This is a genomic window from Agrobacterium sp. S7/73, assembly GCF_019355535.1.
Lineage (GTDB): Bacteria > Pseudomonadota > Alphaproteobacteria > Rhizobiales > Rhizobiaceae > Agrobacterium > Agrobacterium tumefaciens.
The window spans coordinates 2,323,476-2,343,446 of record NZ_CP072136.1; the positions used below are offsets into that span (position 1 = coordinate 2,323,476).

Genomic DNA, 19,971 nt, shown 5'->3' on the forward strand with positions numbered 1-19,971 from the left:
CAGCACTTGGCCGCAGACACAAAAAAGCCCCGCAACGCTTTCGCGGCGGGGCTTGGGGTGGGCATACTCGCCCGCCTCAGGGCAGCGTGAAGCCGAATTTGTAGCTTGCCTGGACGCCGACGACGAACTGGTTCTTGGAGCCGCGCTCACGCACCAGCGAGCTGTCGGCGGCATCGCCCGTCAGGCGGCGATATTCGGCGAAGGAACCAACTTCAGCGGCTTCCGTGACCTTCCATGTGATGGCGGCGCCAACGCCGGCGGAATGCAGGCCGCCGCCGGGGCTGTAGGGCGATGGCGCGCCGGCCGCTGTCTGCGCGGCGCTTACGCCGTAATAGCGTTCATTGTATTTGCTGCTGACCCATGTGGCGCGCGGGCCGGCGGAAATCTGGATACCGGGGGCGATATCAGTGAAGACGTCGGCCGAGAGGTCGGCGACCACGCCGCTATGGCTGCGGATGCCCTGACGGGCTTCGCCGCGAATACGCAGCCAGTCGGTGGGATAAGCCTCGGCGAAACCGCCAAGCTCGCCGCCGCGCTTGATGCGGGTCATGCCTTTCAGATCGGCCGAATCCTTCTGGTCACGCGGAGACACCAGCTTTCCCGCAAGACCCATGCTGATCGGGCCATTGTCCAGCAGCGAGATCGAGGCGCTGTCGTTGCGCGACGTGAAACGCGCGCCCTGACCCTGACGGCCGAGAGAAATGATGGGCGAAAAGCCGAATTCGTTCTTGTTGTCGCCCTGATATTTCGGCGCAGAAAAACCCGAACCGCCGAGCTTCAAATACCAGTCGCCGGAAAACCAGCCATCGGCATGGGCGTTACCGACGGCAAAAAGCGATAAAACACAAGCGGCGACGGCCGCTGATGGCTTGAACATGAAAATAACCCCAGGAAACGCAATACAAACAGGTAAGCGTAGAATTAGAGGGATTCCGTTTCCATTCCATTAACCAGCGCGAGAAGGCGGCGATTAGCTCTTCCGTCATTCCGGCCCTGAGCCGGAATTCAGACGTCGCGCGTCTGCGCGGCAGGAAGCCTTCTTTCAGCCCAAGGACTTGGGCTGGCTGGATGCCAGATCAGGTCCGGCTTGACGATGGCGAATGGACAAGCCTTAGAACATAACCTTCGCAAGCGGCGGCCGCGTCTTTTCGAACTCCAGCAGCTTTTCCTCGTTGCGGGCAATGTAATCGCGATTATGCGGAACAGCGTCGCGATCCTTGGCGAGCTGGATCTGGAAAATATGGAAATTTTCGTGGGTAAAGGCCATTTCGGACCCCGCCAGATAAAATTCCCACATGCGGAAGAAACGTTCGTCATAAAGTGCTACCGCCTCTGCCTTGCGCGCAACGAAACGTTCGCGCCAGTGCCGCAGCGTATGCGCATAATGCATGGGCAGGATTTCGATATCCTTCACCAGCAGCCCAGACTTCTGGATGGCCGGCAGCACCTCGGCAAGCGAGGGGATGTAACCACCAGGGAAAATATATTTTTCGATGAAGGGATTAGTCGCCAGTGCCGGACTGGGCTGGCCGATGGAATGCAGCACCATTACGCCCTTGTCGTCCAGAACCTCCGCCACCTTGTCGAAATAATCGCGGTAATGGGTCGGCCCGACATGTTCGAACATGCCGACCGAGACGATACGGTCGAATTTCTTCGAGGCAGGCAGGTAACGGTAGTCCTGCAATTCGAAACGAACATTGCCGGCAAGCCCACGTTTTGCTGCACGGTCGCGGGAAACGCGCAGTTGCTCCTCGCTGAGCGTGATGCCGGTCACATCGGCACCTGCACTTTCGGCAATATACATCGCCATGCCGCCCCAGCCGGATCCGATCTCCAGTACGCTCTGGCCCGGCTCCGTCATCAGCTTGGCGGCGATGTGCCGCTTCTTGGCGACCTGCGCCTCATAAAGGCTGATGCCCGGCGGATTGAAATAGGCGCAGGAATATTGCCAGTCCTCATCAAGGAAGATGTCGAACAGCTTGGCGCTCAGATCATAGTGATGGGCGACGTTGCTCTTGTTGTGGTTTACCGGCAGATGCATCCTGATGCGGGCGGCGATGATGCGGGCCATACCACGCCACACCATGCCGAAGGACAGCGCCTCGCTTAGCGTGTTGCTTTTAACCAGCGCCAGAAAGTCGTAGATGTCGCCCTCGACGACCTGCATACGGCCTTCCATATAAATTTCGGCGAGTTTCAGCGCAGGATCGGCAGCGATCTCCTGCATGGCAGCTTCGTCGGTGAAATTCAGAACCACCCTTGTTCCTGTACCGTTACCAAATGTACGGCTACCACCCGGGCTATTGACGACAAGATTACCGTTCTTGATTATCTTTTCGAGAAGAACATGCAGAGACGACGCCATGGCACCCCCAATTGCTAAGTCTCACTTATCAATTTTTCTGACCGTATTCCTTTCGGCACAAGTTTCAAGATAGTCTTATTTCAAAAAAATTGAACGATTTCATCAAGCAAAAAGCCCCACCGGGGTTTCCGGCAGGGCTTTTCCATAGAAATCATTTCAACCGGAGGTCAGCGTCGCTTCATCGCTTCGGCCAGAGCCGCAGCAAGAGCACCACCGGATTGCGACCCTTCGTTGTGTCCCTGCGGTTTGGAATTCGCGTGGCGCATGGCGCCCGCATTGCCCTTTTCGCGCATTGGCTGGGGTGCCGCCTCGCCGCCGTCCTTACGCATGGTGAGGGCAATACGCTTGCGCTTCACATCCACTTCCACGACACGGATTTTGACGACATCACCCGCTTTCACGACCTCATGCGGGTCTTTCACGAAACGGTCGGCCAGCTGCGAGACATGCACGAGCCCGTCCTGATGCACACCGATATCCACGAAAGCGCCGAAGGCGGCGACATTGGTGACGGTACCTTCCAGCAACATGCCCGGTTTCAGATCGGTGATCTCGTCCACGCCGTCAGCAAAGGTCGCCGTCTTGAAGCTTGGGCGCGGGTCTCGGCCGGGCTTTTCCAGTTCGGCGATGATGTCCTTGACGGTGGGCAGGCCGAATTGTTCGTCGATGAAGCGCTTCGGATCCAGCCCCTTCAGCGTGGCGCTGTCACCCATCAGCGTGCGCAGGTCGCGACCGCAGGCGGCAACGATCTTTTTCGCAACGCCATAGGCTTCGGGGTGCACGGAGGACGAATCCAGCGGTTCCTTGCCGTTGGGAATACGCAGAAAGCCGGCGCATTGCTCGAAGGTGCGCTGGCCAAGGCGCGGCACCTTCAACAGCTCCTTGCGGCTGGCAAAGGGGCCGGTCTGGTCGCGGTGTGCAACGATGGCATCGGCAATCGAAGCACCGAGGCCGGAAACCCGCGCCAGAAGCGGCGAGGAGGCGGTATTGAGATCGACACCGACGGCATTCACCGCATCTTCCACGACCGCGTCGAGTGAACGGCTAAGACGGCCCTGATCGACATCGTGCTGATACTGCCCGACGCCGATGGATTTCGGCTCGATCTTCACCAGTTCGGCCAGCGGGTCCTGAAGGCGGCGGGCGATGGACACCGCGCCACGCAGGGACACGTCGAGATTGGGGAATTCCGCCGCCGCCCGTTCCGACGCGGAATAGACAGATGCGCCCGCCTCCGAAACGATGACCTTGGTGGGCTTTGCGCCGGAAGCCGAAGCCGGCATCTGTGTCAGCAGATCGGCGACCAGCTTTTCCGTCTCACGGCTGCCCGTGCCGTTGCCGATGGCGATCAGCTCGACATTGTGCTTGCGGATGAGCATGGCGAGTTCCGCCTGCGCGCCGCGCACGTCGTTCCTCGGCTGGAAGGGATAGACCGTCGTGGTGTCGAGCAGCTTGCCGGTGCCATCCACCACGGCCACCTTGACGCCGGTGCGGATGCCCGGATCGAGCCCCATGGTGGCGCGTGAGCCCGCCGGTGCAGCCAGCAGCAAATCCTTGAGATTGCGGGCGAAAACATTGATCGCCTCTTCTTCCGCACGTTCGCGCAATTCGCGCATGAGATCGAGCGAAAGCGACATGGAGAGCTTCACACGCCAGGTCCAGCCTGCCACTTCCATCAACCATTGATCGGCGGGGCCGGCATTGCGGATATCGAAGGCCGCTGCGACGGTACGCTGCGCGGGTTTGACTGGAGAGGGATCATCCGCATCGACATCGATGGTCAGCGTCAGAATCTCCTCGTTCCAGCCGCGGAGCATAGCCAGCGCGCGGTGTCCCGGCACTGTCGCCCAGCGCTCGAAATGATCGAAATAATCGGAGAATTTTTCGCCTGCCGCCTGCTTGCCATCGACCACCTTGGCGCGGAAAATGGCGTTCTGGCGCATATAGTCGCGCAGGCGTCCAAGAAGATCGGCGTTTTCCGTCATGGTTTCCGCCACGATGTCGCGCGCGCCTTCAAGCGCTGCCTTCACATCCGCCACCTCGCCCTGCACATAGGCTTCGCCAAGCTTTGCCGGATCGGCTGCGCGGTTTGCCCAGATCGCTTCGGCCAGCGGACCGAGACCGCGCTCGCGGGCGATTTCGGCGCGGGTGCGGCGCTTCGGCTTGTAGGGCAGATAAAGGTCTTCCAGCTCCGCCTTGGTGCCCGCCTGCATGATCTTGACCATCAGGGCGTCCGTCATCTTGCCTTGACCGTTGATGGTATCAACAATGGAGGCGCGGCGCGCATTGAGTTCACGCAGATAGACGAGGCGTTCGGCAAGCGTTCGAAGCTGGGTATCATCCAGCCCTCCCGTCGCTTCCTTGCGGTAACGGGCGATGAAGGGCACGGTCGCTCCCTCGTCCAGCAACGCCACTGCCGCCTTCACCTGATCGGCGCGGGCGTTGATTTCGGAGGCGATGAGCGTGGCGAGGCGGGCATTATCTGCGGTCATGGGGTTCTCTGATGTCACATCTGGAGCGGCGAACATAATGTCTGATTGTGGCGTGACAACAAGAGGCGGCAACGATTCCACAGGAAAGGCTGAGTTCGAGGGAAAGACGGGCATTTGAGGCGCTTTCTCCTTGACCTTTCGCCCCCCTGCCCTTAACGCCCCTCAAACAAGGTTACAGGCGAATTTGCAGGGGTGTTGACCATGAAAGTTCTGTTGATCGGTTCCGGCGGACGCGAACATGCGCTGGCGTGGAAAATCGCCCAGTCTCCCCTGCTCGATGAACTTTATGCCGCTCCCGGCAATCCCGGCATCGCCGACCATGCGACACTCGTTTCGCTTGACGTGGAAGACCACGCCGCCGTTATCGCCTTTGCCAAGGAAAAGGCGATCGACTTCGTCGTCGTCGGACCGGAAGCGCCGCTGGTTGCCGGTCTGGCAGATGATCTGCGTGCGGCCGGTATTGCCACCTTCGGGCCTTCGAAAGCAGCCGCTCAGCTTGAGGGTTCCAAGGGGTTCACGAAGGATCTATGCGCCCGTTACGATATTCCAACCGGGGCTTACCAGCGTTTCAAGACCGCCGAACCGGCAAAGCAATATGTCCGTGAACAGGGCGCACCCATCGTCATCAAGGCCGACGGGCTTGCCGCCGGCAAGGGCGTAACGGTTGCCATGAGCGAGGCGGAAGCGCTTGCCGCCATCGACGACTGTTTCGACGGCGCTTTTGGCGCTGCCGGCGCCGAGGTTGTGGTGGAAGCTTTCCTCGACGGTGAGGAAGCCAGTTTCTTCTGCCTTTCCGATGGCAAAACCGCGCTGGCGTTGGCAACAGCCCAGGACCACAAGCGCGTGGGTGATGGCGACACCGGCCCCAACACCGGCGGCATGGGCGCCTATTCCCCCGCCCCGGTGATGACACCGGCCATGGTGGAGCGCACCATGAAAGAAATCATCGAACCGACGATTTCTGGCATGGCGAAAGACGGCAATCCCTTCTCCGGCGTATTTTTCGCCGGTCTGATGATCACCGCCAAAGGCCCCGAGCTGATCGAATACAATGTGCGTTTCGGCGATCCGGAATGTCAGGTGCTGATGATGCGCCTCAAGAGCGACCTGCTGCCGATCCTCTACGCCACTGCTACCGGCACGCTGGACAAGGTGGAAGCGGAATGGCGCGACGATGCGGCGCTGACCGTTGTTCTAGCTTCCAAGGGTTACCCCGGTGCCTACGACAAGAACACGCCCATCGCCCATATTCCCGATGCCAGCGAAGAGGCAAAGGTGTTCCATGCCGGGACGGCGCTGAAGGACGGCAGACTGGTGGCGACGGGCGGACGTGTGCTGAACGTCACCGCCTTTGGCAAGAACGTGATGGAAGCGCAGGCGCGCGCCTATGCGCTGGCGGCCAAGGTGGAATGGGAAAACGGCTTCTGCCGTCGCGATATCGGCTGGCAGGCCGTGGCGCGCGAAAAAGTCTGACCATTCAAGGCATACAGCGGCCCGAGCGCATATTTCGCTCAATTTTTACCAAGTTTGCTGACCTGATGGAAACGAAAGACCGATAATATCTGCCGAACATTGAAGGGCGCATTCTGTCTCGATCGTGAGGCTGCGCCGTCATTTCGGGGGTTTTTCGATGCGTCGTCTTCTTTTGACAGCGGTTGTCGCGCTGACCGGCGGGTCTGCGATGGCGTCTTCCATCGAATATGTAAACGGCACCCACACCAGCAATGGCAGCTTCGTTCGCCTCGACTGCGCCCGCTGCCAGCCCTTGAAGGACAACCCTGCCCCCGAGGGCTTTGCCATCCCCTCCATCGAGCCGGGCACGCAGCACACGGAAATGCGTGAAATCGAGGGTAAGCGCACGCTGGTGCGCACCGAGGCCTGGCTTGGCGGCGCGCCCGTCACCTTCGTCAGCACCAACCCCGCGTGGATGCCGCAGGAAACCCCCGGCACCGCAATTGCCACCTATGATGAGGGTGAAGCTGGCACTCCCCCCGAGGAAACGGCAGCCACGCCAGCAGGCATAGACATGACCGCGACCACGGCAGCGACGAAGACAATTTCGGCGGCCAATGCCACGGCACCGTCAAGCGCATCAGCAATGGCGGCACCCGATTTCCAGGATTTCAAATTGCGCGGCAATTGACCGACAGTGTCGGCGGCGTCTTTGATGACAAAAGTCAAATAATCGCGTCATCGCTGCATTTTTCGAAGTGCACGGCAACCATCCGGTGAATAATAAATTATGCATCCATTATTCTGCCAAGCACGCTCATAAAGCTTTTGCTAATTAAATATTTATTCAAATTTTTTGCCGCTAAGTGACCTCATAGTGCGATGCAGCACGACATGAGGGCTTGGAGCGGACTTTCGCTTTCAGGCTGATCACAGCGCATCAGGCGCCTTCCCATTTTCGAAACTTCGGCAGCGCGCGGCTTTTTCCGGCTCGCGACGCAAAAGCTTGTGAGCGCCCATGAAGAATCTTTCCATTTCCCGTCAGCTGATCGTGCTCGTGGTGGCCCTTATGGCCGCCTTCGCAGCAGCAACGTTTTACCAGCTGAAATCTGCCACCGACGCGATCTATGAAGAACGCTACGGCATGCTGCGGACACAGGTGCAATCAGCCATTTCCATCCTGCAATCCTTCCACGACAAGGAAAAGGCCGGGACGCTTTCACACGAAGACGCCATGAAGCAGGCCTTCGCCACCGTCAGCGCCATGCGGTTCACCCCGGATGGCTATCTGTTCGGTTACGACTACGACGTGACGATGAAATTCCATCCCGACGCGAAGCGTGTCGGCGAGAACTACAAGGGCAAGCCGGACAGCAAGGGCTTCCAGTATCGTGACGAGCTCGTACGGCTTGGCCGCAACGGCGGCGGCCAGACGGATTTCTACGGTCCGAAGCCCGGCATGGAAGGCAATGACTACGCCAAAAGCTCCTACGCCCTTGCTTTCGAGCCCTGGCAGGTGGTGGTCGTGACCGGCGTTTACATCGATGATCTGAATGCCCAGGTTCGTGGCGAGGTGATGAGGGCGCTGTCCATCGGTGCCGCCATCTTCGTGCTGGCACTTGCCGCCGCCTTCTACGTTATCCGGGGGATATCGAAGCCGCTCGGCGACATTCACAGGGCGCTCGGTGAAGTCGCCAATGAGAACGTCTCGCTCACCATACCCCATACCGGGCTGACCAACGAAGTGGGCATGATGGCGAAGGCCACGGCCTCGCTTCAGGACAAGGTGCGGGAGCGCCACGCCATGCAGCGCCGGGAGGAAGAACAGCAGCAGCAGCTCAACGCCGAGCGCCAGAACAACCTCGACATGCAGCGCGACGAGGCCGCATTGCAGGCGCGTGTCGTCACCACCATTGGCGAGGCGCTGGAAAAACTCGCCGGCGGTGATCTGACCGTGCGTTGCGCCGATCTCGGCAACCGTTACGCCGCGCTGCGCGACAATTTCAACGAGGCATTGACCCATCTCGACGCCGCCATGGCCAAGGTGAATTCCAAGAGCATCGATATCGGCGGCTCGAAGGAAGAAATCCGCAAGGCTTCCAACGAGCTTTCGCAGCGCACCGAACGGCAGGCGGCAAATCTCGAGGAAACCTCTGCCGCGCTCGACGAGTTGACGGTTGCGGTACGCCAGACGGCTGAAGGTGCAGCCGACGCCGCCAAACGCGTCACGACAGTCAGTTCCGAAGCGATGCGCAGCGACCGGGTGGTGGAAGAAGCGATTGCGGCGATGAGCGGCATCGAACAATCTTCCGATCAGATTTCGAACATCATCGGCGTGATCGACGATATCGCTTTCCAGACCAATCTTCTGGCACTGAATGCGGGCGTGGAAGCGGCGCGTGCCGGGGAAGCGGGCAAGGGCTTTGCCGTGGTGGCACAGGAAGTGCGCGAACTGGCGCAGAAATCTGCCGCCGCCGCCAAGGAGATCAAGGACCAGATCGCCCGCTCTTCCAACCAGGTGGAAAACGGCGTGCGTCTTGTCGGCGAAGCCGGTGACGCGCTGAAACGCATCTCGGACCAGATCAAATCCGCCAACGAGATCGTCGGCAAGATCGCCCATTCGGCGGCCGAACAGGACACGACGCTGCGCTCTATCTCCACATCGCTCAACCAGCTCGACGTCGCCACCCAGCACAATGCGGCGATGGCAGAAGAGACCACGGCTTCGGCGGAAGCGCTGGCCGTCGATACCGAAGAGCTGCTGAACCTCATCCGCGGCTTCCGCGTCTCCTCCAGCCACCAGCTGCACGGCATGGCAGAGCAGATGCGCATGGCGGGGTGATAGACGCTGAGGTGATGTATAAACGAAAACGCCGGAGGAAACTCCGGCGTTTTTTTGTTTCAACGTGTCAAAGTATCCAGCCGGTCGATATCGGCAGGCGAAAAGACCCTAATTCCCGCTCTTTCAAGCAGCGCCGCCGTCACGCCATTGCCCGCATGCTTGATGCTGGAGAACGAGCCGTCATAGATCGCAACCGATCCGCAGGACGGGCTGCCGTCGATCAACAGCGCGTGCGCGCAGCCATTGGCTTTAGCAAGGGCCAACGCCTTTTCCGCACCGGCAATAAATTCCGCCGTGACATCGCCGCCGGTTACTTCCAGCACCCGGGCGCGGCCTTCCAGCACATCGAGACCGGAAGCTCCCTTCTCGATCTCTGCCGGCGGGCGCGGCACGGGCATCCCGCCCGCCATTTCCGGACAGATCGCCACCAGCCTGCCTTCATCCCGCCAGCGGTCTATCGCCGGGTGTACGAGAGGTTTGCCCTTGCCGTCATATCTGACCGGCTGGCCGAGAAGGCAGGCGCTGATTAGGATTTTGGTGATCATCAGGCCGCTGCGACAGCGAGATGTATACCCGAGTTCTTCTGAAGCGCTTGAATGACACTAAACAGATTATCGGCCCGGGGATTTCCCTTCGGGCCGAACATGCGCATCAGGCTTTTCGCAGGCACATCCACGTGTTTGGATAAAGTCTCGAAACCGATCGTGGCGTTGATGAAATCTCGCAATACCGACTTGCCGGTTTCGACATCTCCCTCCAGCAACAGTTCCACAGCATCCGACAAGAGAGCCGCCCGGAAGGCTGGGTCTTTTTCCGCCCTCGCCTTGACTGTCTGTTTGAATTCCCGCGTTAGCGCCATGTCAATCACCCATCCCGGCACCCTTGTGGGCACCCTTTCTGGATTTATAATCCTGCCAAAAGGCCTTGGCCGCTTCGATATCGTTCTGCTGCCGCGCCTTGGTTCCACCAATCAGCAATATCACCAGCTCATCACCGTCACGCCCGAAATAGACACGATATCCGGGGCCATAATCGATCCGGTATTCGAGAACACCGGAGCCAACGGATTTTACGTTGGAGAGATTGCCCTGCCCCAATCGGGTCACGGCCATCGTTACCTTCGACGCTGCACGCGCGTCGATCTTCACGAACCATCGCTCAAATGGGCTCGATCCGTTAGGGTCCAGATATTCAACGACCTTCATGGAGCAATAGTAACATAAACATTACCATTGGCAACCCTGCCTCACCCCGTAATCTTCGAGAAATCCGCAACCGTTCCGGTGGCTTCACGAATGGCCTTCAACAGCGCCAAACGGTTTGCGCGGATGGCTGCGTCCTCGTCGTTGACGAGAACATCCTCGAAAAACTTGTCGACGGGCGCGCGAAGTGTCGAAAGCGCCTGCATGGCGGAGCGGAAATCTTCCGTCTCGACGGCCTTTGCGGCATCGGCGGAAGCGGTCTTGATCGCCGCGTAAAGCGCCTTTTCGGCGTCGAGCTTCAGCAGTTCTTCTGAAACGCTGTTCGCAACCACGGTGCCCTTCTTTTCCTCTGCGGCCAGAAGCTGGGTGGCGCGCTTTGCACCGGCCAGCAGGTTCCGGCCATCTTCGCCGGTGATGAAGGCGGTCAGCGCCTCGACACGGCGGGCGATCATCAGCAGGTCGTCGGACTCCGGTGTCAGGACTGCATCGATCAGATCGTAGCGGGCGCCAAGATCGCGCAGATAGACCTTCAGGCGGTCGTGGAAGAAGGAGAGAAGGTCAGTATCCTTCGCGACGCTCAAGAGAGGCAGGCGCACGTTCTTTTCAAGCAGAATACGAACTACGCCCAGCGCCGCACGGCGCAGTGCGAAGGGATCCTTCGAACCGGTAGGCTTTTCATCGATGGCCCAGAAGCCGACGAGCGTGTCGAGTTTGTCGGCGAGAGCAACCGTGATCGCCACCTTGTCGGCTGGCAGGCGGTCGGAGGGACCCTGCGGCTTGTAGTGATCCTCGATCGCCGCGGCGACACTTTCGTTTTCGCCCTGCAAGGTCGCATATTTGCGGCCCATCAGGCCCTGAAGCTCGGGGAATTCGCCGACGGCTTCGGTGCGCAGGTCGGCTTTCGCCAGCACCACGGCGCGGTCCACCAGAGCAGCATCGGCACCGACGACGGGGGCCAGAGCCTTGGCCAGTTCGCGAATGCGGGCCACACGCTGCCCTTGAGTGCCTAGCTTGGCATGGAAGGTAACGTTCAGCGCATCGAGCTTGGCCATGCGCTGGTCGAGCGGCTTCTTGAGATCGAGGCCAAATTTCGCAGCCGAATCCTTGAGCGTCTCCAGATCGGGCAGATCGCCCTGGTCACGGTTCCAGAAATGGCGGGCATCCGACAGGCGGGCGCGGACGACCTTGCCGTTGCCATGGATGATTTCCTTACCGCCGTCGCTTGCCTCGATGTTCGAGATCAGGATGAAGCGGTTGGAAAGACCCTCTTCCGCACCCTGATTGCGGGTGACGAAACACTTCTGGTTGGTCTTGATGGTCAGCCGGATGATTTCCGCCGGGATTTGCAGGTAATCCTCCTCGAAAGTGCCCATCAGCACCTGCGGCCATTCAACAAGGCCGGAGACTTCTTCCAGCAGGCCTTCGTCTTCCACCAGCTCAAGGCCGTTGGCAAATGCCAGATCCTTGGCATCGTGCAGGATGATATCCTTGCGGCGGTCGGCATCGAGAATGACCTTCGCCTTTTCAAGGCTGGAGACATAATCCTCGAAACGGCGCACGGTGATCGGACCCGGCGCATGGAAACGGTGGCCATAGGTGACGTTGCCAGCGACGATGCCGTCGATGACAAAGGGAATGACCTGGGTTTCGTCATGTTCGGGGCCGAACAGGCAGACGATGGATTGCAGCGGGCGCACCCAGCGCAGGCTCTCCGAGCCCTTGCCTTCGATGCCGGCATAGCTGGAACCCTTCGGCATGGAGGCCGGGCCGGAGCGCATGGATTTCGGCCAGGGGAAGGAGCGGATGATGCCGGGCATCACCTCGGCGATGATCTCTTCCGCCGGGCGGCCGGGCTTGTTGATGATGGCGATGTAGAAATCGCCTTTCTTCGGATCGGAAACGACCTGAGCCTCGGAGACATCATTAAGGCCAGCGCCGCGCAGAAAGCCCTCAATCGCCTTTTCGTTGGCATCGGTGCGCGGACCCTTCTTTTCCTCACGCACATCGGCGGAGCGGGCGTTGAGGCCCCGAATATCCAGCGTGAGGCGGCGCGGCGTCCAATATTCGCGCGCACCCTCATAGGTCAGCCCTCTCTCCACCAAGGCGTCAGTGACGAGTTTCTTCAGATCGCCCGCCGCCTTGCGCTGCATGCGTGCGGGGATTTCCTCGGAGCGAAGTTCAAGCAGAAGATCGGGCATGGGATAAGGACTTTAATCTGTTGCAAAAGAGTGTCGCGGACTTAGCAAGACCAGCGGCAAAAGTCATCAGCTATCGGTTAAATTACCGCCGGTGGACGTTACCAGCCGCCACCACCACCGCCGCCGCCGCCCGAACCGGAAGAACCACCGCCACCGCCACCTGAAAAGCTGGAGGAAGATGAGCTGACAGGCTGGGGAATGGTGGAAGCGATTGTATTCGCCATGGAAGTGGAGAACCCACCAATCCGGTCTCCGAAGCTGCCGTAATTGCTGCCCAAATACCAGCCGGGCGCATAACTTGCCGCGGCGGCACCAGCGGCGGCTGTCGCGAGCCAGGTCTCGAAGGTACGGCTCCAGGGTTTTTCCACGCCGAGCGCGACCGCATAGGGCAGCAATGTCTCAAAATGCTGCGGCGACATGGCGGGGGCATCCGCCATATTCATCCGGTCCTTTTCCGCCAGCGTCAGATAGGTTCTGAGGCCCTCGATGCCGTCCATCAGCTTGCGGCCGAGCGGCGTCGGCGCACCCATCAGGAACAGGAACAGCGCGTTGGTAAGCACGATGCCGCCGATGGCGGCCAGCGCCAGCGACTTGGTGTCATGCGTCACATCCAGCAGGATCTGCGTGGCAATGCCGCCAATGACCGAGAAAGCCACAAAACCGGCAAAGGCCAGCATGACGATGCCGCCGATGCGCTTGCTCAACGACGCGCCACGCGAGAACTGTCGGCCGATGCCGATCGACAGGATGCTGAAGAAGAAGGCGAAAAAGCCGAAGACCAGCACGGCGGCAATGGCGCTTTCATCGAGATCACCGAACACCAGCGTCGCGACGATGATGGCGACGCTGAAGAAGATGCCGAAAACGATGTAACCGGCATTGCTGCGGTAATATTTGCCGCGGTGCTCTTTCTCTATCGCCGCACGAAACTGCTTGCCGACCTTTTCGACTTCCGTTCCATGCGCCTTGTCGATGGTGAGCGTCTCGCCCGGACCACCGATGGAGGACAACAGCGTCTTCTGCCCGCTCGGCAACTCCACCCCAGCCTGCTTTTGCGTGCGGCGGATGACGATGGAGTTCTTCAGATCCTCCAGAACGACATAACCCTTGACCGCCAGATCAAGGGCGGAGGCGGACAGCGCTGTCCAGCCTGCGCCGGAAAAACCCCTGTTATCAACGTAATTGACCAGAGCCGGCGAAAGCCCCTCCGGTGCATCCCAGCGCGGCACGACTACACCCCTGGCCGGATCACGGCCGACCGCGAACCATGCTCGCAGATAATAGAGCAGCACTGCGAAAAGCCCGCCGCCCGAAAGCAGGATGGCAAGATTGTCACGTAGCCACCAACCTGCCTCCTGGGAGGAGTCGGGGGCGGTAATGGCGCCCTTCGGTAACTTCACGGCAACTGTCATGCCCTCGCCCACTGAAAACGGGCGGGTAGAGGCAAAAAACACCTCGTTGCCTTCGCTCAAAATGCGCGCATCCTTGCCCTTGGCACCGAGTGGACCGGTGAAAACGGCAGTATCGGTGGCCTTCACGCCCTGTGGCAAAGTGATGGTGGCGGAAATCTCACCCATCGGAAACTGCCAGCCATTGCCGGTGACATTCCAGGTGAGTTCGTCATAGTCGCTGAAATAACGGATCTGCCGGGCGGTGGTGTAGGTGATCTGGAAGATATGCTCGCCGGTCGGAAGAAAACGGTCGGCGCTGCCGGTATAAATGCGGATGCCGCCATCGATATTCTCGGTGCGCCAGTTCTCCGGCGCGCCGTCTCGCTCCACCGATACGACGTTAAAATCCACCTTGGTGCGTCGGTTATTCGCATCCAGCGCATAAAGCGGGAAATCGCGGAAGATGCCGCGCTTGATGTTCTGACCTTCAGCACGGGCGGTGATGGTTTCCGTCACCGTCAGTTCGCCACTCTTCGCAACCTCGACGACGGAATGATAGGAGCGGATGAATTCTTCCGCAAAGGCCGGGCAGGTCGCGCCCAGGAAGACAAGCAGCGCGAGAAGTCTTGCGGCGATGGTCTTCACGGGGCGGTCTCCTCCAGCCGGTTTCAGTGCTGCGGCTCGGCAGCACTTTCCTTTTCGGTATAGTCGACGCCGAGCGAGGCGAGCGCCTTCCAGTAGCCCGGATAGGTCTTGCCAACGCAGGCAGGGTTCTGGATGGCGATGCCGCCGATCTTCAGCGCCGCCAGCGCAAAGCTCATGGCGATGCGGTGATCGGCAAAAGTATCGATGGAGGCATCGACAGTCTGACCAGCGAGCGCCGGATCGGCATGCACGATCAGGTCGTCGCCTTCCTCATGCGCCAGACCGTTGCGGATTTCGTTGAGGCCGAGCGAGACGGCGCGGATGCGGTCGCATTCCTTCACACGCAGATTGGCAATGCCGACGAAACGTACTGGCGTTTCGTTGAACGCGGCGAGAACGGCGATGGTCGGAATGGCGTCCTGCATCTGCGAACCGTCGATTTCAGCGGGCAGATGCGGAAACTGCGCCATGACCTCATAGGCCTTGGCATCCGGCTGGGTGAACTTGTCGGCGGGCGTGCCGATGTCGATAGCACCGCCGGTCAGAAGCTCCGCGCCCCAGAGATACGTGGCGGCGGATGCATCCGGTTCGATGTGGAAATCGGTCGCGGTGTAGCCGGTCGGATGCACGCGCCAGATGGCGTTGCTGACCCGCTCCACCTTTGCGCCGAAAGCTTCCATGGCTGATGTTGTGAGATCGATATAACCCTTCGCGCCGATTTCCTCGCCCTTGAGGATGATATCGACAGGCTTGTCGCCGCAGGCGGCCGCCATCAGAAGTGCCGACACATACTGACTGGAGAGGTTGGCATCGATGGTGACGCTGCCCTTCGGGAAACCCATGCCCTTGCCCCGCACGGTAACTGGCGGGCAGCCGGTCGGCGCATCCGCTTCGACGCCGAGGGCGCGCAGCGCTTCCACCAGCGGCATGATCGGGCGTTTGCGCATGTGCTCGTCGCCATCGATGATGACGGCGCCATCCACCAGTGCTGCAGCCGCAGTCAGGAACCGCGTGGCTGTGCCGGCATTGCCGAGAAAAAGCGGCTTTTCCGGCTGTTGAAGCACGCCTGTACCCTCCACCACGAAGGTCGTGGCGTCAGGTTCTGTCACCTTAACTCCCATGGCGCGCAGGGCTTCGGCCATATAGAGCGTATCATCACTCTTCAAAGCGCCGGTTAGGCGGCTTTTTCCCTTGGCGAGGCCAGCCAGCAGAAGCGCGCGGTTGGTGATGGATTTGGAGCCGGGTGGCTCTACCTTGCCGGAAAGCGGGTGGCCGGGCGGGGTGATGGTCAGTTCGATCATGATCGTCGTCTTGTCAAAGAATGCGGCAGAGAGCCAGGATACAGGAATGTCGGCGGGAGGATTTGGACCCGGGGAACGGTCGCCTTAGAATTTCACGGTCGGCACGGCGCGGTCTGCCGGGTTGTCGATCTCGAAATAGGGTGCCTTGGCAAAACCGAACTGGCCGGCAATCAGATTGGATGGGAAGCTTTCCACCCTGACGTTCAGATCGCGCGCGGCTCCATTGTAATAACGGCGCGACATCTGCAGTTCGCCCTCGATGGTTTCCAGCGAGCGCTGCAATTCCAGAAAGTTCGTGTTGGCTTTCAGATCAGGATAGGCTTCAGCGAGCGCAAAGAGCTTGCCGAGCGCCTGCGATAGCATGCCTTCCGCCTGGGCGCGGCCTTCGACATCGCCAGCCGGCACGGCTTGGGCCCGGTTGCGCATGGCAATCACCTCTTCGAAGGTGCTTTTTTCATGCGCCGCGTAGCCCTTCACGGTCTCGATGAGATTGGGAATGAGATCGGCGCGGCGTTTCAACTGCACGTCGATGCCCGACCACGCCTCTTCCTTCATCTGCCTCGCCTTGACGAGCCCGTTATAGATGAAGACGACATAGAGCGCGATTGCCGCGATGATTGCCAGCGTGATGAACATTCCCGACCCCTCCTCAAGAGGCGCGAGCGCCGCAACGGCACCCGCACGTTAGACTGTTGCCCCGCCTTACATAAAGGTTCAGGCGGCCCTGTTCCAGTTCAACCCGCCCGCATCCGTGAGCAGGAAGGCTTCGCCGCAGGCTTTTGCCAGCGTGCGCACGCGCAGGATATAGCTCTGGCGTTCCGTCACCGAGATCACGCCGCGCGCATCTAGCAGGTTAAAGACATGGCTTGCCTTGATGCACTGGTCATAGGCCGGGAACACGCATTTATGCAGGCGCTGATTGTCATCATCACCCGGCGCGCCCGCAGCGAGAAGCGCCAGGCATTCCTTTTCCGCGTCGATGAAATGGCGATGCAGCATGCCGGTGTCGGCAAATTCGAAATTATGGCGGGAGTATTCCTGCTCGGCCTGCAGGAAGACGTCACCATAGGAGATCTTCTCTTCACCCTCGCGGCCGTTGAAGTTGAGGTCGTAGACATTGTCGACGCCCTGAACATACATGGCCAGACGCTCCAGACCGTAGGTCAGTTCGCCAGCAACCGGCGAGCATTCGATGCCGCAGACCTGCTGGAAGTAGGTGAATTGCGACACTTCCATACCGTCGCACCAGCACTCCCAGCCGAGACCCCAGGCGCCGAGCGTCGGGCTTTCCCAGTCGTCTTCGACGAAGCGCACATCATGCAGCAGCGGATCGAGACCGATGGCCTTCAGCGAACCGAGATAGAGTTCCTGAAGGTTGGAAGGGTTGGGCTTCAGAATGACCTGATATTGGTAATAATGCTGCAAACGGTTGGGGTTTTCACCGTAGCGGCCATCGGAAGGCCGGCGCGAGGGCTGCACATAGGCAGCCTTCCACGGCTTCGGGCCCAGCGCGCGCAGCGTCGTTGCCGGATGAAACGTACCCGCGCCCACTTCCATATCATAGGGCTGCAATACCGCGCAGCCCTTGTCGGCCCAGTAATTGTGCAGCGTCAGGATCAGCGCCTGAAAGGAACGCTTGGGGTTCATATGGTCTGGAATATCGGTCATTGCAGTCATCGCGGCGTTGTGAGGATAAGTAAGCACTGACTTACTTCGGATGCGGACTGGTGCCACGGCATGGCGAAGGGGTCAAGGATTTATGCGTGGAGACACCGGCTTACGTCTCATCCTCACGCTTCACGCGGTATTCGCCGGTTTCGGGATCCTTGATCAGCGTGCCGATGGCGCCGGTTTCGCGTTCCTTTTCGCGCTGCTTCGATTTTGCCGAAAGCTTTTCCGCATCGCGAACGAAGCGGCGGTAGAGGATGACGGATCCCACCACCAGAAGAACAATTGTAATAAGCTGCGCCATAAGGCCCTATTCCTGCGACATCATAGACCGAAACGCGACCACAATGCCTTTTCTTCGGCAACTTCCGCAAGTCCCGAGACGGCGCCTGCCGCAAGCCTTTCGGCATTGAGGCCGAGTGCCGCATTCACGCCCGGCACTTTTTTGCCGAACAGCGAGCGCCCGCCGGTGACGAGCTGAAGCTTGACCTTCGTCCCGTAACGGCGGCGCAGAACTTCCCTCATGTCGCCCAAGCCGTCGATCAGGCCGAGATCCAGGCCACGCATACCGGTCCAGAACAGGCCGGAGAAGACCGTCTCATCGCCCTTCAGTTTTGCACCGCGGCGCATCTTGACCATATCGATGAAAACATTGTGGATTTCGACCTGAAGCGACTTCAGATATTCGATGTCGCCCTCTTTTTCCGGCTGGAAGGGATCGAGGATGACCTTGTTCTCGCCGGCCGTATAGACGCGGCGCTCCACCCCGATCTTCTTCAACATTTCCGGGAAACCGAAACCACCGGAAACGACGCCGATCGAACCGACGATGGAGGTGGGGTCGGCGATGATCTCGTCGCCGGCAAGCGCGATCATGTAGCCACCGGAGGCCGCCACATCCTCAACGAAGATCAGGACCTTCTTGTCCTTTTCCTCGGCAAGCTGGCGGATGCGATTATAGATCATTCGCGCCTGCACCGGCGAGCCACCGGGAGAATTCACGGAAATGGCGACAGCTGGCGCGTCCTTGACGGCAAAGGCCTTTTCCAGCAGCGGTGCATAGGAGGCAAGATTGAGAGCGGGGCGGAACTGGTTGCCGCCAGCCATGATGGCGCCATGCATGCGCACAACCGGGATGACGAGTTCTTTTTTGCGAAAGCGTTTCGGCACCAGATACTTCAGAAAACCCACAATTCACTCCTCGCAGCATTTGCCTGTTCGTCACGGATGTATGTATTGCCCTGCGAAACACAATGGTTTGCGGCCGGAGGAACGGCGAATTTATAGGCCAGGCCCGATTGCCTTTACATTACGGCGATAGGCGGTGCGGCCATTATTCAGGTCATCCACGATGGGCGTGAAGGCATGGCTGCCGGTCTCGTGCATGACGAGCGGCGCCCGGAACGACAGCCGCGCCCGTGACCCCTTGATCGCCGTTACGAGCATGCGCACCGCGTCCTCACCGGGGCGTGGGTGGATGAGTGTGATCTCGATGCCGCCGAAACGGCTGCCACAGGCGGCAATGATCTCCGTCACCGATTGCGGCCGTGCAATAAGGGAAAGCTGCCCGCCTGGAACCGTGATCGCACCTGCGGTCCTGATCCAGTCCTCGAACAGGCCCTCCGTCATGGCGTGGGCCTCAGCCTTCAGCGCATCGGGCGTGCGGCGGTCACCTGCATCATTATAGGGCGGGTTCATGATGACGTGGTGAAAATGCCCGTCCTGCAGTCCGGCCTCGACGCGCGCCTTGCCACGCAGTGTCACGTCGGCCTCACGCACGCTGATACGGGCGGAAAAAGCGGCATTTTGCGGCAATGCCAGGCTGCGGCGGGCAAATTCCACCATTTCCGGCGAACGTTCGAACAGGGTCACTTCGGCCTTTTCAAGCCGCGTGGCAACCGCGAAACCTGCCGCGCCCGCGCCCGCGCCGAGATCGGCTATGCGGCAGGCGCGCTCGTCTGCCACCATCGAGGCAAGAAGCATGGCGTCCATGCCGGCGCGGTGCCCCCTGCCCTTGGGCTGGAGAATGTGAAAACGGCCCCGGTGAAACGCATCCAAAGTTTCCGAAATCTCGCCGCCCACGTTCGTTTACGCCTCTTCGTTGCGCAATTCGTCGCCCAGACCGGCATCCACGAGAATGCGGCGGGCCTCACCGGCGCGGTCTTCCTCCACCAGCAACCGTCGGGGCAAAAGACCGAGCGATCCTTCCAGAATGCTCATTGCCTGATCGGCGACAAGGCAATGGATGCCAGCGTCCTTCATCAGGCTTTCGGCGAAGGATAACAGCACGGCATCGTTGGTACGGATCAGTTCACGCATGGATAAGCCCCAAATTCCCATTTTTTTGAATGGCTAGCGGCAATTCGCCCCTTGCCGCGACAGGCGCCAGTTTTTATTGTCGAACTCAAATTC

18 protein-coding genes are annotated in these 19,971 nt (G+C 59.9%); 3 read left to right on the top strand and 15 right to left on the bottom strand.

Going from position 1 to position 19,971, the window contains the following annotated elements:
* Positions 1-76: 76 nt before the first annotated feature.
* The 3 genes from J5276_RS11535 to J5276_RS11545 all read right to left on the bottom strand — a co-directional run bounded on the left by J5276_RS11535 (position 77) and on the right by J5276_RS11545 (position 4,860).
* Positions 77-877: a MipA/OmpV family protein gene (locus J5276_RS11535; RefSeq protein WP_003515199.1), complete on the bottom strand. Its 801-nt coding sequence runs from the start codon at positions 875-877 to the stop codon at positions 77-79.
* Positions 878-1,111: 234 nt separating this feature from the next.
* Positions 1,112-2,368 (bottom strand): cyclopropane-fatty-acyl-phospholipid synthase family protein, encoded by a 1,257-nt coding sequence (locus J5276_RS11540; protein ID WP_019564261.1) that lies wholly within the window; start codon positions 2,366-2,368, stop codon positions 1,112-1,114.
* A 167-nt stretch (positions 2,369-2,535) separates the two neighbouring features.
* Positions 2,536-4,860 carry a Tex family protein gene (locus tag J5276_RS11545; protein WP_112154742.1) on the bottom strand — a complete coding sequence of 775 codons (2,325 nt, stop codon included), beginning with the start codon at positions 4,858-4,860 and terminating at the stop codon, positions 2,536-2,538.
* A gap of 201 nt (positions 4,861-5,061) precedes the next feature.
* On the opposite strand from J5276_RS11545, the gene purD reads away from it, so the two are divergent.
* From purD to J5276_RS11560, 3 genes are all read left to right on the top strand, one after another.
* The gene (purD, locus tag J5276_RS11550; protein ID WP_112154743.1) at positions 5,062-6,333 is read left to right on the top strand and encodes a phosphoribosylamine--glycine ligase; all 1,272 of its coding nucleotides are present in this window, start codon (positions 5,062-5,064) and stop codon (positions 6,331-6,333) included.
* A gap of 157 nt (positions 6,334-6,490) precedes the next feature.
* A complete protein-coding gene (locus J5276_RS11555) occupies positions 6,491-7,003 on the top strand; it encodes a plant virulence effector HPE1-like domain-containing protein (protein WP_112154851.1) in 513 nt (170 codons plus the stop codon).
* A 327-nt stretch (positions 7,004-7,330) separates the two neighbouring features.
* Entirely contained in the window at positions 7,331-9,154 is a 1,824-nt protein-coding gene (locus J5276_RS11560; protein WP_013635526.1) for a methyl-accepting chemotaxis protein, read from the top strand.
* Positions 9,155-9,213: 59 nt separating this feature from the next.
* On the opposite strand, the gene J5276_RS11565 is transcribed toward J5276_RS11560, so the two are convergent.
* From J5276_RS11565 to J5276_RS11620, 12 genes are all read right to left on the bottom strand, one after another.
* Positions 9,214-9,699 carry a DUF523 domain-containing protein gene (locus J5276_RS11565; protein ID WP_112154744.1) on the bottom strand — a complete coding sequence of 162 codons (486 nt, stop codon included), beginning with the start codon at positions 9,697-9,699 and terminating at the stop codon, positions 9,214-9,216.
* Entirely contained in the window at positions 9,699-10,013 is a 315-nt protein-coding gene (locus tag J5276_RS11570) for a DNA-binding protein (RefSeq protein WP_003515190.1), read from the bottom strand. Before J5276_RS11570 ends, J5276_RS11565 begins: the two co-directional genes overlap by 1 nt.
* Position 10,014: 1 nt before the next feature.
* Positions 10,015-10,359 carry a type II toxin-antitoxin system RelE/ParE family toxin gene (locus J5276_RS11575; RefSeq protein ID WP_112154745.1) on the bottom strand — a complete coding sequence of 115 codons (345 nt, stop codon included), beginning with the start codon at positions 10,357-10,359 and terminating at the stop codon, positions 10,015-10,017.
* 41 nt (positions 10,360-10,400) lie between these two features.
* Positions 10,401-12,554 carry a glycine--tRNA ligase subunit beta gene (gene glyS, locus J5276_RS11580; RefSeq protein ID WP_003515188.1) on the bottom strand — a complete coding sequence of 718 codons (2,154 nt, stop codon included), beginning with the start codon at positions 12,552-12,554 and terminating at the stop codon, positions 10,401-10,403.
* A 98-nt stretch (positions 12,555-12,652) separates the two neighbouring features.
* Complete coding sequence (locus tag J5276_RS11585) at positions 12,653-14,590, bottom strand: DUF2207 domain-containing protein (RefSeq protein WP_112154746.1); 1,938 nt, start codon at positions 14,588-14,590, stop codon at positions 12,653-12,655.
* A gap of 23 nt (positions 14,591-14,613) precedes the next feature.
* Positions 14,614-15,891 carry a 3-phosphoshikimate 1-carboxyvinyltransferase gene (locus J5276_RS11590; protein ID WP_111804409.1) on the bottom strand — a complete coding sequence of 426 codons (1,278 nt, stop codon included), beginning with the start codon at positions 15,889-15,891 and terminating at the stop codon, positions 14,614-14,616.
* Positions 15,892-15,975: 84 nt separating this feature from the next.
* Positions 15,976-16,527: a LemA family protein gene (locus J5276_RS11595; protein ID WP_025592535.1), complete on the bottom strand. Its 552-nt coding sequence runs from the start codon at positions 16,525-16,527 to the stop codon at positions 15,976-15,978.
* Positions 16,528-16,605: 78 nt separating this feature from the next.
* Positions 16,606-17,568 carry a glycine--tRNA ligase subunit alpha gene (locus tag J5276_RS11600; protein WP_013635520.1) on the bottom strand — a complete coding sequence of 321 codons (963 nt, stop codon included), beginning with the start codon at positions 17,566-17,568 and terminating at the stop codon, positions 16,606-16,608.
* 100 nt (positions 17,569-17,668) lie between these two features.
* On the bottom strand, positions 17,669-17,863 hold the full coding sequence (locus J5276_RS11605) for an NfeD family protein (protein ID WP_003515179.1): 195 nt from the start codon (positions 17,861-17,863) through the stop codon (positions 17,669-17,671).
* A 20-nt stretch (positions 17,864-17,883) separates the two neighbouring features.
* Positions 17,884-18,753 (bottom strand): S49 family peptidase, encoded by an 870-nt coding sequence (locus tag J5276_RS11610; protein ID WP_041694304.1) that lies wholly within the window; start codon positions 18,751-18,753, stop codon positions 17,884-17,886.
* A gap of 87 nt (positions 18,754-18,840) precedes the next feature.
* Positions 18,841-19,641: a tRNA1(Val) (adenine(37)-N6)-methyltransferase gene (locus J5276_RS11615; RefSeq protein WP_112154747.1), complete on the bottom strand. Its 801-nt coding sequence runs from the start codon at positions 19,639-19,641 to the stop codon at positions 18,841-18,843.
* 6 nt (positions 19,642-19,647) lie between these two features.
* The gene (locus J5276_RS11620) at positions 19,648-19,878 is read right to left on the bottom strand and encodes a DUF2007 domain-containing protein (RefSeq protein ID WP_112154748.1); all 231 of its coding nucleotides are present in this window, start codon (positions 19,876-19,878) and stop codon (positions 19,648-19,650) included.
* Positions 19,879-19,971: the final 93 nt, after the last annotated feature.